The sequence below is a fragment of the Mesorhizobium sp. WSM4904 genome, assembly GCF_029674545.1.
GTDB lineage: Bacteria > Pseudomonadota > Alphaproteobacteria > Rhizobiales > Rhizobiaceae > Mesorhizobium.
On sequence record NZ_CP121354.1, the window covers coordinates 1,636,002 to 1,651,326 of the forward strand.

A 15,325-nucleotide genomic window follows, 5' to 3' on the forward strand; every position below is an offset into this window, starting at 1 on the left:
AGCGCGGCCCATATTGCGCCATTGATCCTGCCGCAGCTTGAACTTCTATCCGAGATGGTCAGAGAAGTCGATCAATCCTGCCGATCAGGAAGCGGCAACGCTTCCAGCCCACTGCGATTGGAAAGGCTCCCATGTTTATCCGACAACTGGCAGATGTAGAAAAAACTGACTTCTTCGTTGACTGGGGCAACGGCACCAGCCACCGGTTGCTGACGCAGCATGACGGCATGGGGTTCACGGTCTGCCACACCGTCGTGCGCGCAGGCAGTGAATCGCGCCTGCAGTACCGGCGTCACCTGGAGGCCTGCTACTGCATCTCGGGCAGCGGCGAGGTCGAGGACATGGCCGGCAGCGTCCATCGCATCGAGCCGGGCACGATCTATGTGCTTGATGCCCACGACGACCATTTCCTGCGCGCCGACAGCACCGGCGACATGGTTCTGGTCAGCGTCTTCAATCCGCCGCTCAACGGAACGGAGAGGCATGTCCTCAACGGAGACGGAGGCTCTGCTTACTGAGCGCAGAACCATGGTCTGCCGGTCAAGCATTGCCCCGCAGAGCCGGAAGACAAGAGGCCCTATTGTGGCCGGCGAAGGGCTGCGCCTGGCGATGCAGGAATTGAAGCTCGCCTGTTCGCCGAACGACGTCGAGGTGTTGACCGGCCCCATCTCCCGAATGCCGCCATTCCCTGAAGTCGTGTCCGCGCTCGGGCTACTGAAAGCGCAAGGATTCAAGCTCTGCATCATTTCCAACACCGATGACGACATCATCGCCGGCAATGTCGCGCAGCTCGGCGGCCACATCGACCGCGTCATTACCGCGCAGCAGGCCGGCGCCTACAAGCCGGCCCGGCAGATCTTCGATTTCGCCCACGATGCGCTCGGTGTCGGCGCGGCGATATCGTGCATATCTGCGCCAGCCCGCATCTCGATCTCGCTGCCGCCCGCGATCTCGGATTCCGATGCATCTGGATCGACAGGGGGACCGGCCGCAAACCGCTGCCCGACTACGCCCCGAACGCGGTTTTTCCGACGCTCGACCGCGTGCCGCCTTTTCTCGCGTCGACCATCTGAACTGAGGAGGCCGGCGGTGTCGCCTCGCTGTCGCATGACTGTCACACCTCGCGGAATCCTGACCCAGCGGAAGGGGCGGGATCGCTAAACCGACCGCGTTTGTCGACGCAAGGAATCGTCTCATCAACTTATTTTGACGGAGATTTCTTCGAAACGGCGCGCATGATACGGCTGAATCGTCAAAGACATTGCGTTGTGCCAATGATAGGGTCCGCGATAGTCCAGGGGCCGGGTGCGAAAAAACGGGCAATCGGGCGGCGTGCTTCCAAACCACGCCCGGCGATTGAAAAATCACGTTGCAATCCGGGCTCGAAACTTTACGACTAGGGGAAATACGAAAAGGGGTGCGACCGGGACACGGGCGACATTCCAGGGGAGCCGCATAAATATGCAGTACTTCGTCCAGCAGCTTATCAATGGGCTGACGCTGGGATCTATCTATGGGCTGATCGCGATCGGCTACACGATGGTCTACGGCATCATCGGCATGATCAATTTCGCCCATGGCGACATCTTCATGGTCGGCGCCTTCACGGCCCTCATCGTCTTCCTCATCCTCGGCGCGATGTTCTATTCCGTGCCTGTGGTGGTGGCGCTTCTGATCATGATGATCGTCGGCATGCTGCTCACCAGCCTCTACAACTGGACGATCGAGAAGGTGGCCTACCGGCCGCTGCGCGGATCGTTCCGGCTGGCGCCGCTGATCACTGCCATCGGCATGTCGATCGCGCTGTCCAACTTCGTGCAGGTCACGCAGGGTCCGCGCAACAAGCCGATCCCGCCGCTGGTCAGCCAGGTCTACACGGTCGACGGCATCAGCGTCTCGCTGAAGCAGATCATCATCGTTCTGGTGACGGCGGTGCTGCTGGTCATCTTCTGGTATCTCGTCAACAGGACGGCGCTGGGGCGGGCGCAGCGCGCCTGCGAGCAGGACCGCAAGATGGCGGCGCTGCTTGGCGTCGACGTCGACCGCACTATCTCCATCACCTTCATCATGGGCGCGGCGCTTGCCGCGGTCGCGGGCACGCTGTTCCTGATGTATTACGGCGTCGTGGTGTTTTCCGACGGCTTCGTGCCGGGCGTGAAGGCTTTTACCGCGGCGGTGCTCGGCGGCATCGGCTCGCTGCCGGGCGCGGTGCTCGGCGGGCTTTTGATCGGCTTCATCGAGAGCATGTGGTCGGCCTATTTCTCGATCGACTACAAGGACGTCGCAGCCTTCTCGATCCTGGCGATCGTGCTCATCTTCCTGCCCTCCGGCATCCTGGGCCGGCCTGAAGTCGAAAAGGTCTGATCCTCATGGCCGTTACCGTATCTCCGGAGCGCGACGTCGTCGTCCCTCCCATCCAACGCGCATTCCGCGAAGCGCTCTATGCCGGCGCGATTGCGCTCGGCTTGTTCGTGCTGTTCATCGGTCTCAGGACCGATCAGAACATCAACAACGAACTGATCCTGGTGCAGCGCTGGGGCCTGCTTGCCCTGGTGGTCGTCGCCGTTGCTGTCGGCCGCTTCCTCTATGTCGCCTATGCGGCTCCGGCGATCGAGCGGTCCAAGGCCGAAAAGGGCAAGGCGCCAGCGGTGGCCGCGGCGGAACCGGGTTTTGTGCGGCGCAACTTCAACAGGATCGGCGCCACGGTGCTGATCGCCTATCCAATCGTGATGGTCATGGCGTTCGGCTTTCAGGGCTCGCTGAAATGGGTCGATAATTTCGGCATCCAGATCCTGATCTATGTGATGCTGGCCTGGGGCCTCAACATCGTCGTCGGGCTGGCCGGCCTGCTCGATCTCGGTTACGTCGCCTTCTATGCCGTCGGCGCCTATGCCTATGCGCTGCTAGGCACGCATTTCGGCCTGTCGTTCTGGATCCTGCTGCCGGCCGCCGGCTGCATGGCCGCCTTCTGGGGCGTGATGCTCGGCTTCCCGGTGCTGCGACTGCGCGGCGACTATCTGGCGATCGTCACGCTCGCCTTCGGCGAGATCATCCGCCTGGTGCTCATCAACTGGCGCGAGGTGACCAACGGCTCGGCCGGCATCTCCGGCATCCCGAAGGTGTCCTTCTTCGGGCTCATGTCGTTCAACGTCTCGGACCCGAACTACATCGCCAAGGTGCTGCACATCACCCAGTCGGGCGCCTACTACAAGATATTCCTCTACTACCTGATCCTGGCGCTCTGCTTCCTAACCGCCTTCGTCACCATTAGGCTGCGCCGCCTGCCGGTCGGGCGCGCCTGGGAAGCGCTGCGCGAGGATGAGATCGCCTGCCGCTCGCTCGGCATCAACACCACCACCACCAAGCTGACGGCATTCGCCACCGGCGCCATGTTCGGCGGCTTCGCCGGCTCGTTCTTCGCCGCCCGGCAAGGCTTCGTCAGCCCCGAATCCTTCGTCTTCCTGGAATCGGCAATCGTCCTCGCCATAGTCGTGCTCGGCGGTATGGGCTCGCTGGGCGGCATCGCCGTGGCGGCTCTGGTGATGATCGGCGGCACCGAAATCCTGCGCGAGCTCGATTTCCTCAAGCGTGTGTTCGGTCCCGACTTCACGCCGGAACTCTACCGCATGCTTCTATTCGGCATGGCCATGGTCATCGTCATGCTGTGGAAGCCGCGCGGCTTCGTCGGCAGTCGTGAGCCGACCGCCTTCCTCAAGCAGCGGAGAGCCGTCTCAGGCTCCTTCACCAAGGAGGGCCACGGCTGATGAACGCGCAAGCTTCCCAGAGCGATTTCATCCTGCAGGTCGAACACCTGTCGATGAAGTTCGGCGGCCTTGTCGCCATCGGCGACCTGTCCTTCCAGGCCAGGCGCGGCGAGATCACCGCGCTGATCGGGCCGAACGGCGCCGGCAAGACGACGGTGTTCAACTGCATCACCGGCTTCTACAAACCCACCGAGGGCATGATCACGCTGAACAAACGTGACGGCTCGACCTATCTGCTCGAGCGCCTGCCCAACCACGAGATTCCGGCGCGTGCCAATGTCGCACGAACCTTCCAGAACATCCGCCTGTTCTCGGGCATGACGCTGCTCGAAAACCTTTTGGTCGCCCAGCACAACAAGCTGATGAAGGCCTCGGGCTACACCTTGCTCGGCCTGTTCGGCGTCCCGAGCTATCGCCAGGCCTCGGCCGAATCGATCGATCTCGCAAGGCACTGGCTGGAGAAGGCCGACCTCGTCGACCGCGCCGACGATCCGGCCGGCGACCTGCCCTATGGCGCGCAGCGGCGGCTGGAGATCGCGCGCGCCATGTGCACCGGCCCTGAGCTTCTGTGCCTCGACGAGCCGGCCGCCGGCCTCAATCCGAAGGAATCGGCCTCGCTCAATGAGCTCCTGATGGACATCAAGGACAACACCGGCACCTCGATCCTGCTCATCGAGCACGACATGTCGGTGGTCATGCAGATCTCCGACCATGTCGTGGTGCTCGAATATGGCCGCAAGATCTCCGACGGCAACCCGCAGTCGGTGCGCACCGATCCGCGCGTCATTGCTGCCTATCTCGGCGTCGACGACGAGGAAGTGCAAGAAGTGCTTACCGAGGTCGGCGACGAGGATGTGATCGAACAGCTCGATACCGGCCCCGACTCCGCGCATGGCCCGGGCAATTCCTCTTCGATGATGGCCGGGCCGGTTTCCGATACCGTCGAACACGGGGACGAAGGCGAGCGAGTCACGGTGTCGAAGGGCGCGTCGAAAGCGGCTCAAGTCGACGCGCGCTCCGCGTCGGTCGCCAGCAAGCCTGTCGCTCCAGCGTCGGCAAAGCGCACCGCGGCAGCCAAACCGGCCGCGAAGCGGAGCGCTGCGAAAGCAGCGCCGAAGAAAACTGCCGCCAAGGCTCCGGCCGCGAAAGCCGACAGCGCATCGAAAGACCAGAAATCAGCGGCCAAGCCCGCGGCGGGCAAGCGTGGAGGGCGTAAATAATGGCCGGCACAACGCTGCTCGATATCAAGGGCGTGCAGACTTATTACGGCAACATCCGGGCGCTGAACGGCGTCGACGTCAGCGTCAACCAGGGCGAGATCGTGGCGCTGATCGGCGCCAATGGCGCCGGCAAGTCGACGCTGATGATGACCATTTTCGGCGCGCCACGCGCTCGCGCCGGCACCATCACCTTTGCCGGCACCAACATCACCCAGATGCCGACGCACGAGATTGCCAGGCTGCGCATCGCCCAGTCGCCGGAGGGACGCCGCATCTTCCCGCGCATGACGGTGATGGAAAACCTGCAGATGGGCGCCAGCATCGATAACCTTAAGCATTTCGACGAGGATGCCGAGAAGGTGTTCGTACTGTTCCCGCGGCTCAAGGAGCGCATCAACCAGCGCGGCGGTACGCTGTCGGGCGGCGAGCAGCAGATGCTGTCGATCGGACGCGCGCTGATGGGGAGGCCGAAGCTGCTTCTGCTGGACGAGCCGTCGCTTGGGCTCGCGCCGCTGATCGTCAAGCAGATCTTCGATGCCATTCGCGAGCTCAACAGGTCACAGGGGTTGACCGTGTTCCTGGTCGAGCAGAACGCCTTCGGCGCGCTCAAGCTCGCCAATCGCGGCTACGTCATGGTCAACGGCAATGTGACGATGAGCGGCACCGGCAAGGAGCTGCTCGCCAATCCGGAAGTGCGCGCCGCCTATCTCGAAGGCGGGCATCACTAAGAGAGGTCTTCATCATCATGGGTATTCTCTACGAAGAAGCCTCGATCTGGCATTTTCTGTTCGTCACCTGGCTGCTCGGCGGCGGGGCGGCTTGGATGACCGGCAAAGCCGTGGCCCAGACCTGGGGCACCCACGTCCGCCTGTTCCTATACATGCTTGGCCTCGGCATCGGGGTAAGGTTCATCCATCATGCGCTGTTCGACGGCACGATGTTCTCGCTGCACTATTATATCGTCGATACCATCGTGCTGATGGTGTTGGGCTTCCTCGGCTATCAATACACGCGTACCAACCAGATGGTCACACAATATAACTGGCTCTACGAAAGAGCTTCCTTATTGAGCTGGAAGCCGAAGGGTTGAGGTTCATGATTAACGTCGTTCAGGGGAATGAATCGACGTGACAAGTGCCTGAAAATCGGCATTCTATGCTTTCTGCGATAAGGGTGGGCATCGCATGAAAGTATCATCCACGCCCACTCCGTAAATGGGAGCGTTTCAATGAAAAAATCACTCTTGTCCGCCGTGGCGCTGACCGCGTTCATCGCGTTCAGCGGCAGCGCGTGGGCCGACATCCTGATCGGCGTCGCCGGTCCGATCACCGGTCCGAACGCCGCCTTCGGCGCGCAGCTGCAGAAGGGCGCGGAACAGGCGGTCGCCGACATCAACGCGGCGGGCGGCATCAATGGCCAACAGCTCAAGCTCGAGATCGGCGACGACGTCTCCGACCCCAAGCAGGGCATTTCGGTCGCCAACAAGTTCGTCGCTGACGGCGTCAAGTTCGTCGACGGCCACTTCAACTCGGGCGTGACCATTCCCGCGTCGGAAGTCTATGCCGAGAACGGCATCCTCGTCATGACGCCGGCCGCGACCAATCCGAAGCTCACCGAGCGCGGCCTGTGGAACACCTTCCGTACCTGCGGTCGTGACGACCAGCAGGGCAAGGTGGCCGGCGACTACATCGCCAAGAACTTCAAGGACGCCAAGATCGCCATCATCCACGACAAGACGCCTTACGGCCAGGGCCTCGCGGACGAGACCAAGAAGAACCTGAACGCCGGCGGCATCAAGGAAGTGATGTATGAAGGCGTGAACGTCGGCGACAAGGACTTCTCGGCCCTGATCGCCAAGATGAAGGAAAACGGCGTCACCCTGATCTACTGGGGCGGCCTGCATACCGAAGCCGGCCTGATCATCCGCCAGTCGGCCGACCAGGGCCTGAAGGCGCCGCTGTTCTCGGGCGACGGCATCGTCTCCAACGAGCTGGCCTCGATCGCCGGCGACGCCGTTGCCGGTACGCTCAACACCTTCGCTCCGGATCCGCGCAAGAATCCGGCCGCCAAGGAAGTGGTGGAGAAGTTCCGCGCCGCCGGCTTCGAGCCGGAAGCCTACACGCTCTACTCCTATGCCGCGATCCAGATCATCTCTCAGGCCATCGCCAAGGTCGGCTCGGCCGACGACGCGCAGAAGGTTGCCGACGTGATCAAGTCCGGCGGTCCGTGGAAGACGGCGATCGGCGAGATCGGCTACGACTCCAAGGGCGACATCACCCGTCCGGACTATGTCATCTACGAATGGAAGAAGGGCGAGGACGGCAAGTACAGCTACTTCGAGAAATAAGCCGGCAAATAGCAGCCGACTTTTCGAGATGCCCGGCGCTCTGCGCCGGGCATTTTTTATTGGCGGCTGCGTTCTCACCGCCCGGCCGAGCCGACCCTCTGAGCGCGCCCGCAAATCGTTCGTCGAACCGCAGGACGGGAGATAAGCGGCGGTTTGGCGCAAACGAACGATTTAAATCGTTTTAGGTGTCGCGCGATTTTGTTTGCGCTGCAGCATTTTCACGCTAATCATTGCTGCCTTCATCTCACCTTCCGCTGCTGGAGCCCAGTCCTTGGCAATCACGAAGATCCTCGTCGCCAACCGGTCCGAAATCGCCATCCGCGTCTTTCGCGCGGCTAACGAGCTCGGCCTCAAAACCGTGGCGATCTGGGCGGAAGAGGACAAATATTCGCTGCACCGCTTCAAGGCCGACGAGAGCTATCAGGTCGGGCGCGGACCGCATCTCAACAAGGACATGGGGCCGATCGAAAGCTATCTTTCGATCGACGAGGTGATCCGCGTCGCCAAGCTGTCGGGCGCCGATGCCATCCATCCAGGCTACGGCCTTTTGTCGGAGAGCCCGGAATTCGCCGAGGCCTGCGCCGCCGCCGGCATCACCTTCATCGGACCGAAGCCGGAGACGATGCGCCGGCTCGGCAACAAGGTCGCCGCGCGCAACCTGGCGATCGAGGTCGACGTGCCGGTGGTGCCCGCCACCGATCCGCTGCCCGACGACATGGAAGCGGTGAAGAAGCTCGCCGCGGGAATCGGCTATCCGGTGATGCTGAAGGCCTCGTGGGGCGGCGGCGGCCGCGGCATGCGCGCCATCCGCGCGGAAGCCGACCTTGCGCGCGAGGTTATGGAGGGCAAGCGCGAGGCCAAGGCCGCCTTCGGCAAGGACGAGGTCTATCTCGAGAAACTGATCGAGCGCGCCCGCCATGTCGAGGTGCAGGTGCTTGGCGACACACACGGCAATGCCGTGCATCTGTTCGAGCGCGACTGCTCGATCCAGCGCCGCAACCAGAAGGTCGTCGAGCGCGCGCCGGCTCCCTACCTCAGCGACCAGTTGCGCCAGGAGCTCTGCGGCTACGCGTTGAAGATCGCGCGCGAGACGAACTACATCGGCGCCGGCACGGTCGAGTTCCTGCAGGACGCCGACACCGGCAAATTCTACTTCATCGAAGTCAACCCGCGCATCCAGGTCGAGCACACGGTCACCGAAATGGTGACCGGCATCGACATCGTGAAGGCGCAGATCCACATCCTCGACGGCTTCGCCATCGGCACGCCGGAATCCGGCGTCCCGGCGCAGAAGGACATCAGGCTCAACGGCCACGCGCTGCAGTGCCGCATCACCACAGAGGACCCAGAGCAGAATTTCATTCCGGACTATGGCCGCATCACCGCCTATCGCGGCGCCACCGGCTTCGGCATCCGCCTCGACGGCGGCACCGCCTATTCCGGCGCGGTCATCACTCGTTTCTACGACCCGCTGCTCGAAAAGGTGACGGCATGGGCTCCCACGCCGGCCGAGACGATCGCGCGCATGAACCGGGCGCTGCGTGAATTCCGCATCCGCGGCGTGGCGACCAACCTCACTTTCCTCGAAGCGATCATCAATCACCCGAGCTTCGCCGACAATTCCTACACCACCAAGTTCATCGACACGACGCCGGAGCTGTTCCAGCAGGTGAAGCGGCAAGACCGTGCCACCAAGCTGCTCAACTACCTCGCCGACGTCAGCGTCAACGGCCATCCGGAGACGCGCGGCCGGCCGATGCCCAAGGCCGATGCGGCGGCACCGGTCGTGCCCTATCTCAACGGCAAGGTGCCGGATGGCAGCAAGCAGCGGTTCGATGCGCTCGGGCCTGAGAAGTTCGCGGCCTGGATGCGCGAGCAGAACCAGGTACTGGTCACGGACACGACGATGCGCGACGGCCACCAGTCGCTGCTCGCCACCCGCATGCGCACCTATGACATCGCCGGCATCGCCGGCACCTATGCGCGGGCGCTGCCGCAGCTGCTGTCGCTGGAATGCTGGGGCGGCGCGACCTTCGACGTTGCCATGCGCTTCCTCACCGAGGATCCGTGGGAGCGGCTGTCACGGGTGCGCGAAGCAGCCCCCAACCTTCTGCTGCAGATGCTTTTGCGCGGCGCCAACGGTGTCGGCTACACCAACTATCCCGACAATGTCGTGCAGCACTTCGTCAAACAGGCGGCTGCCGGCGGCGTCGACCTGTTCCGCGTCTTCGACTGCCTGAACTGGGTGGAGAACATGCGCGTCGCCATGGACGCGGTGGGCGCCGAGGGCAGGCTGATCGAAGCCGCGATGTGCTATACCGGCGACATCCTCGATCCGGCGCGCGCAAAGTATGACCTCAAATACTATGTCGGGTTGGCGAAGGAACTGGAAGCGGCCGGCGCGCATATCATCGCCGTCAAGGACATGGCCGGTCTCTTGAAGCCGTCGGCGGCGCGGGTGCTGTTCAAGGCGCTGCGCGAGGAGACCGACCTGCCGATCCATTTCCACACGCATGACACGTCCGGCCTGTCGGCGGCGACGGTGCTGGCGGCGGTCGAAACCGGCGTCGACGCCATCGACGCGGCGATGGATTCCTTGTCCGGCAACACCTCGCAGCCCTGCCTCGGCTCGATCGTCGAGGCGCTCAAGGGCACCGAGCGCGACCCCGGCCTCGATCCGCAGTGGATCCGCCACATCTCCTTCTACTGGGAAGCGGTGCGCAACCAGTATGCCGCCTTCGAAAGCGACCTCAAGGGGCCGGCCTCGGAAGTCTACCTGCACGAAATGCCGGGCGGCCAGTTCACCAACCTCAAGGAGCAGGCGCGCTCTCTTGGACTGGAAACGCGCTGGCACGAAGTGGCGCAGGCCTATCACGATGTCAACCTGATGTTCGGCGACATCGTCAAGGTGACGCCGTCGTCGAAAGTGGTCGGCGACATGGCGCTGATGATGGTGAGCCAGGACCTCACCGTCGCCGATGTCGAGAACCCGGCCAAGGACATCGCCTTCCCAGACTCGGTCGTGTCGATGCTGCGCGGCGATCTCGGCCAGTCGCCCGGCGGCTGGCCGCAGGCGCTGCAGAAGAAGGCGCTGAAGGGCGAGAAGCCGATCACGGTCAGGCCGGGCTCGCTGCTCAAGCCGGCTAACCTCAAGGCCAGCCGCAAGGAAATCGAGGAAAAGCTCGAGCGCAAGCTCAACGAGTTCGAGTTCGCCTCCTGGCTGATGTATCCGAAGGTCTTCACCGACTTTGCCGCCGCGCAGGAAACCTATGGCCCGGTGAGCGTGCTGCCGACGCCGACCTATTTCTACGGCATGAAGTCGGAAGACGAGATCTTCGTCGACATCGAGAAGGGCAAGACCTTGGTGGTGCGCTGCCAGGCATTCGGCGACGTCGACGAAAAGGGCATGGTCACCGTGTTCTTCGAGCTCAACGGCCAGCCGCGCCGCGTCAAGGTGCCCGACCGCGCGCATGGCGCCTCGGCCGCCAAGGCGCGGCGCAAGGCGGAGCCGGGCAACGAGGCGCATATCGGCGCGCCGATGCCCGGGGTGGTGTCGGCGCTTGCCGTTGCCGCCGGGCAGGCCGTCAAGGCGGGCGACGTGCTCTTGTCGATCGAGGCGATGAAGATGGAGACGGCGCTGCACGCCGAGCGCGACGGCGTGGTCGCCGAGGTGCTGGTCAAGGCGGGCGACCAGATCGATGCCAAGGATCTGCTGATCGCCTTCGGATAGGTGTGTTGATATTCAGGTGAGACCGGCGTGCAAACGCCGTCTTCCTGCGCTTCCGGTGCTACGCGTTGGCTCGTCGCCATTTGCCGGGATCGAGCGTCCTCGGCTGGCAGCAACCCTTCATGCCGCAGCGATAATGTCTTGACCCGCCGCGCCTGCTCGGGCATCGAACCCGCTCCAATTTTGCCGGGGCGGGAATCGCCGTGGCGCAAAAAAACGCGGAGAGAAAAATGGCCGACGAGATCACCGAGACCAGCCAGACTGTAGCCGCCGGCCAGCTGCGTGCCATCATCGAGCGCATCGAGCGGCTCGAGGAAGAGAAGAAGACGATTTCAGACGACATCAAGGACGTCTATGCCGAGGCCAAGGGCACCGGCTTCGACACCAAGGCGATCCGCACCATCATCAGGCTGCGCAAGAAGGACCAGGCCGAGCGCCAGGAGGAGGAGTCCATCCTGGATCTCTACAAGGCCGCTCTCGGCATGGTCTGAGGTTCATGGCCGGGAGCCGGCCATGAGTGAGTTCGACTTCGGCGGCCATCGCGCTTCGGAGTTCCGCCATCGCGGCTTCTGGGCGCTGTTCGCCGAACGGCACCCCGAGGAAAGGGCCAGGATGGCGCGGCGGGGGCCTTGGTTCTGGCAACGCGGGATGCCGGAGTTCGCCCTGGTGCTTTCCATGTATGTCGCGCCCAGCGAGAACGTGGTCGGCGTCTTCTTCGGCCGCAACGAGAAGCTCGGCGCAACGGAGGTCTGGACACGGCTGAAGCCGTTCCAGCCGGCGATCGAGGCGAGGCTGAAGCTCAGGCCGGAGCAGAGCGCGCAGAATCTCGGCATCAATTCGCAGTGGCGGGTCAACTGTTTCGCCGAGGACAACTGGCCGGCCATGGCCGACTGGCTGGTGACGGAATGCTCGCGATTCGAGCAGGCTATCGTCGCGGTTCTTGGCGAAGCCCGGTCGTAGAGCCACCGCTTCGCCGAGGCTCAACCCGCTCGTGACTGGTTGCGGCCGATTTCTTCGAGATGCTGCTGCAGCGCCATGCGGTCGAGCGAGCTAATCGGCAGGTTTACGAACAGGCCGATGCGGTTGCTCATCATGCGGAAGGCATCGGCAAAGGCCAGATGCTGCTCGGCGTCCTTTCCGGCGGCCTTGGCCGGATCCGGCACCGCCCAAAGCGCCGTCATCGGATGGCCGGGCCAGACCGGACAGCTTTCGTTCGCCGCGCTGTCGCAGACGGTGAAGATGAAGTTCATCTCCGGCGCGCCCGGCCTCGAAAACTCGTCCCAGCTCTTCGAGCGGGCGAAGGACGTATCGTAGTTCAGGCTCTCCAGCAGCTGAAGCGTGTATGGGTTGATGGTGCCGCTGGGGTTCGCGCCGGCCGAATAGGCCTTGAAACGGCCGGCTCCGAGCCGGTTGAGAATGGCCTCGCCCATGATCGAGCGGGCCGAGTTGGCGTTGCAGAGAAAAAGAACGTTGTAGACTTGACCGCTCATTTCGAACCTCTCTGTGTTGCGTGTGCAAATGACAGAACACGATGTGGGTCACGGCTTCGTGATGATACGTGTTTTGGCAGTCAGTTTCTGTTTCGTCTGCGCCGGATATTGCGACATGCGGGTTCGAAACTTTCGTGTGGTTCCATGAGGCTCTATTGATGGGCAAGCCTGAGCTCGAAGGCGCCGCGCCGGCGAAGACCGACCGCGAGGCGGCGGGCTTCCTGCGCATGCGCTGGCAAGGTCAAGCACCGCTCGACCGGCTGTTCTGGCGCGACATGCTGCTTGCCGGCACGGCGATCAACATCGCCTCGTCGGGGGCGGCGCTCGTCCTGCTCGGGCTGAAGCTGCCGCTCTGGCTGGTTCTAACAGTGCATTTCCTCCCCGTTCCCTGCAACATATTCCTCAGCCTTGCCGTCTGGCGGACGGCGGAACGGACCGGCGGGTTCAAGGCCCAACTGATGATGCTGGGCTCGGCGCTCTGGCTGATCGCGACTGTCGTCGTGTAAGTAGGGATGAAAAAAGGCGGCCGAAGCCGCCCTTTTGGAGTGCTGGTCAGGCGCCGGTCAGGCCGACGGCTCGAAGCGCAGCGCCACGCCGTTGATGCAGTAGCGCAAGCCGGTCGGCGGCGGGCCGTCCTCGAAGACGTGGCCGAGATGGCTGCCGCAGCGCGAACAGTGGCATTCGGTGCGGACCATGCCGTAGCTGCGGTCGACGGTCGTCTCGATCGAACCCGGGACGGGGTCGTTGAAGCTCGGCCAGCCGGTTCCGCTCTCGAACTTCAGCTTGGATTCGAACAGCGGCTGGTCGCAGCCGACGCAGAAGAAAGTGCCGGCGCGCTTCTCGTAAAGCAGAGCGCAGCTGCCGGGGCGCTCGGTGCCGTGGTTGCGCATGACGGCGTACTGCTCCGGCGTCAGCCGGGCGCGCCACTCGGCGTCGGTGCGGGTGACGGGATAGGCGTGGGTGTCCATGGAATCTCCTCGGCCTTGGCGGCTCGTTGTTGGTTGGCAGCCTGTATTCGCACGAACATAGGCATTTGTTACAGGCGCTGCCAGCGGCAGTAGGCTAGTGCTTGCGCGACAACTGCTTCGTAGCGGCCTCGAGCCCGGCGAGCGTGAGCGGGAACATGCGGCCGCCGAAGATGTCGCTGATCATGGCGATGGAATGGGTGTAGCGCCAGTTCTTCTCGGCTTCCGGGTTCAGCCAGACGGCATTCGGCCATTGCTGCAAAAGTCGCGCGAGCCAAACGCCGCCTGCTTCCGGGTTCCAGTGCTCGACGGAGCCGCCGGGATGAGCGATTTCGTACGGGCTCATCGAGGCGTCGCCGACGACGATCACCTTGTAGTCCGGCCCGTATTTGTGGAGCAGGTCGAAGGTCGGGATCGTCTCGGCGAGCCGCCGTCGATTGTCCTTCCAGACGCGCTCGTAAAGGCAGTTGTGGAAGTAGAAATATTCGAGCTGGCGAAATTCTGCGCGGGCGGCCGAGAACAATTCCTCGACGCTTTTGATGTGATCGTCCATCGAGCCGCCGACGTCGAAGAACATCAATAGCTTCACCGCGTTGCGGCGCTCGGGTCGCGTCTTGACGTCGAGATAGCCATGCTCGGCGGTGGCATGAATCGTGCCGGGCAGATCGAACTCTTCCTCGGCGCCCTCGCGCACCCAACGACGCAGGCGCTTCAGCGCCACCTTGATGTTGCGGGTGCCGAGCTCGACCGCGTCATCGAAGTTCTTGAACTCGCGTTTGTCCCATACCTTCACCGCGCGGCGATGCCGGCTTTCGTGCTGCCCGATGCGCACGCCTTCCGGGTTGTAGCCATAGGCGCCGAAGGGCGAGGTGCCGCCGGTGCCGATCCATTTCGATCCGCCTTGATGCCGGCCCTTCTGCTCCTCCAGCCGCTGCTTCAGCGTCTCCATCAGCTTGTCGAAGCCGCCCAGCGCCTCGACCAGTTTTTTCTCCTCGTCGGTCAGATGCTTTTCCGTCAAACGGCGCAGCCACTCTTCTGGAATGTTGGCGACATCGACGGCATCCGGTCCGGCAAGCGCCTCGACGCCCTTGAAGACATGCGCGAAGACCTGGTCGAAGCGGTCGATGTGGCGCTCGTCCTTCACCAGGGCCGAGCGTGCAAGGTAGTAGAAACCCTCGACGTCATAGTCGACCAATCCCGCTTCCAGCCCTTCCAGCAGCGACAGATATTCCCTGAGCGAAACGGGAACCCGCGCAGCCTTCAGTTCGAGGAAGAAGGGAATGAACATTTGCCCTTATAGCAGATCGTATTCGACGAAGCCCGTGCGGCGCGCGACATGGTCGTAGAGCCGGCGCGCGGTGGCGTTGGTCTCGTGCGTCATCCAGTAGACGTTCCTCACGCCGATCTTGCCGGCCTCCTGTCGCACGGCTTCGATCAAGGCGGCGCCGATGCCCTTGCCGCGCACTTCGGGGTCGGCGAACAGGTCCTGCAGATAGCAGTTGTTGACCTCAGACCAGCAGGAGCGGTGATAGAGATAGTGCGTCAGGCCCACGGCCTTACTGTCGAGCGTGGCGATGAAACCCTTCGGCTCGAACTCGCCTGGCGTGAAGAGGCGTTTCCAAGTGACGTCGTAAACGGCGTCCGGCAACTTGGTCTCATAAAAGGTGAGGTATGCGGTCCACAGGCGGCGCCAGTCGGCGTGATCGGACTGGGCGAGCGGGCGGACGGTGATCTCGGACATTTCATTCTCCTCCAATGCTTTGCGTCCGAAGCTGCGTTGGCGACCGCTTGCCGGCAACGGTCCACAGCCGG

General features: G+C 63.1%; 15 protein-coding genes and 1 pseudogene. 12 read left to right on the forward strand and 4 right to left on the reverse strand.

The window, feature by feature from the left end; genetic code table 11:
• Positions 1–131: 131 nt before the first annotated feature.
• From QAZ47_RS07630 to QAZ47_RS07680, 11 genes and pseudogenes are all read left to right on the forward strand, one after another.
• On the forward strand, positions 132–518 hold the full coding sequence (locus QAZ47_RS07630; RefSeq protein WP_278232821.1) for an ectoine synthase: 387 nt from the start codon (positions 132–134) through the stop codon (positions 516–518).
• Between the two features lie 79 nt (positions 519–597).
• Positions 598–1,073 (forward strand): annotated as a pseudogene (locus QAZ47_RS07635) (HAD family hydrolase); the annotation flags it as partial.
• A gap of 388 nt (positions 1,074–1,461) precedes the next feature.
• Positions 1,462–2,364 (forward strand): branched-chain amino acid ABC transporter permease LivH, encoded by a 903-nt coding sequence (locus QAZ47_RS07640; protein WP_278077770.1) that lies wholly within the window; start codon positions 1,462–1,464, stop codon positions 2,362–2,364.
• A gap of 5 nt (positions 2,365–2,369) precedes the next feature.
• Positions 2,370–3,764 carry a high-affinity branched-chain amino acid ABC transporter permease LivM gene (gene livM / locus QAZ47_RS07645; protein WP_278232822.1) on the forward strand — a complete coding sequence of 465 codons (1,395 nt, stop codon included), beginning with the start codon at positions 2,370–2,372 and terminating at the stop codon, positions 3,762–3,764.
• Positions 3,764–4,984: an ABC transporter ATP-binding protein gene (locus QAZ47_RS07650; RefSeq protein WP_278232823.1), complete on the forward strand. Its 1,221-nt coding sequence runs from the start codon at positions 3,764–3,766 to the stop codon at positions 4,982–4,984. Before livM ends, QAZ47_RS07650 begins: the two co-directional genes overlap by 1 nt.
• Complete coding sequence (locus QAZ47_RS07655; protein ID WP_278232824.1) at positions 4,984–5,712, forward strand: ABC transporter ATP-binding protein; 729 nt, start codon at positions 4,984–4,986, stop codon at positions 5,710–5,712. Before QAZ47_RS07650 ends, QAZ47_RS07655 begins: the two co-directional genes overlap by 1 nt.
• 14 nt (positions 5,713–5,726) lie before the next feature.
• On the forward strand, positions 5,727–6,074 hold the full coding sequence (locus QAZ47_RS07660) for a DUF6867 family protein (protein WP_278077797.1): 348 nt from the start codon (positions 5,727–5,729) through the stop codon (positions 6,072–6,074).
• 138 nt (positions 6,075–6,212) lie between these two features.
• Positions 6,213–7,331, forward strand: coding sequence for a branched-chain amino acid ABC transporter substrate-binding protein (locus tag QAZ47_RS07665; RefSeq protein ID WP_278206083.1), 1,119 nt, complete (start codon positions 6,213–6,215; stop codon positions 7,329–7,331).
• A 271-nt stretch (positions 7,332–7,602) separates the two neighbouring features.
• Entirely contained in the window at positions 7,603–11,061 is a 3,459-nt protein-coding gene (gene pyc / locus QAZ47_RS07670) for a pyruvate carboxylase (RefSeq protein WP_278232825.1), read from the forward strand.
• 227 nt (positions 11,062–11,288) lie between these two features.
• Positions 11,289–11,549 (forward strand): DUF2312 domain-containing protein, encoded by a 261-nt coding sequence (locus QAZ47_RS07675; RefSeq protein ID WP_278077776.1) that lies wholly within the window; start codon positions 11,289–11,291, stop codon positions 11,547–11,549.
• 22 nt (positions 11,550–11,571) lie between these two features.
• Positions 11,572–12,018, forward strand: coding sequence for a hypothetical protein (locus QAZ47_RS07680; RefSeq protein WP_278232826.1), 447 nt, complete (start codon positions 11,572–11,574; stop codon positions 12,016–12,018).
• 20 nt (positions 12,019–12,038) lie between these two features.
• On the opposite strand, the gene QAZ47_RS07685 is transcribed toward QAZ47_RS07680, so the two are convergent.
• Entirely contained in the window at positions 12,039–12,548 is a 510-nt protein-coding gene (locus QAZ47_RS07685) for an arsenate reductase ArsC (RefSeq protein WP_278232827.1), read from the reverse strand.
• A 158-nt stretch (positions 12,549–12,706) separates the two neighbouring features.
• On the opposite strand from QAZ47_RS07685, the gene QAZ47_RS07690 reads away from it, so the two are divergent.
• Positions 12,707–13,054, forward strand: a complete 348-nt coding sequence (locus tag QAZ47_RS07690; protein ID WP_278232828.1) for a hypothetical protein — start codon at positions 12,707–12,709, stop codon at positions 13,052–13,054.
• A gap of 57 nt (positions 13,055–13,111) precedes the next feature.
• On the opposite strand, the gene msrB is transcribed toward QAZ47_RS07690, so the two are convergent.
• The 3 genes from msrB to QAZ47_RS07705 all read right to left on the reverse strand — a co-directional run bounded on the left by msrB (position 13,112) and on the right by QAZ47_RS07705 (position 15,254).
• Positions 13,112–13,516, reverse strand: a complete 405-nt coding sequence (gene msrB, locus QAZ47_RS07695; protein WP_126080718.1) for a peptide-methionine (R)-S-oxide reductase MsrB — start codon at positions 13,514–13,516, stop codon at positions 13,112–13,114.
• Positions 13,517–13,610: 94 nt separating this feature from the next.
• Positions 13,611–14,801, reverse strand: a complete 1,191-nt coding sequence (locus tag QAZ47_RS07700) for a VWA domain-containing protein (protein WP_278232829.1) — start codon at positions 14,799–14,801, stop codon at positions 13,611–13,613.
• A gap of 6 nt (positions 14,802–14,807) precedes the next feature.
• On the reverse strand, positions 14,808–15,254 hold the full coding sequence (locus QAZ47_RS07705) for a GNAT family N-acetyltransferase (RefSeq protein WP_278232830.1): 447 nt from the start codon (positions 15,252–15,254) through the stop codon (positions 14,808–14,810).
• Positions 15,255–15,325 lie beyond the last annotated feature (71 nt).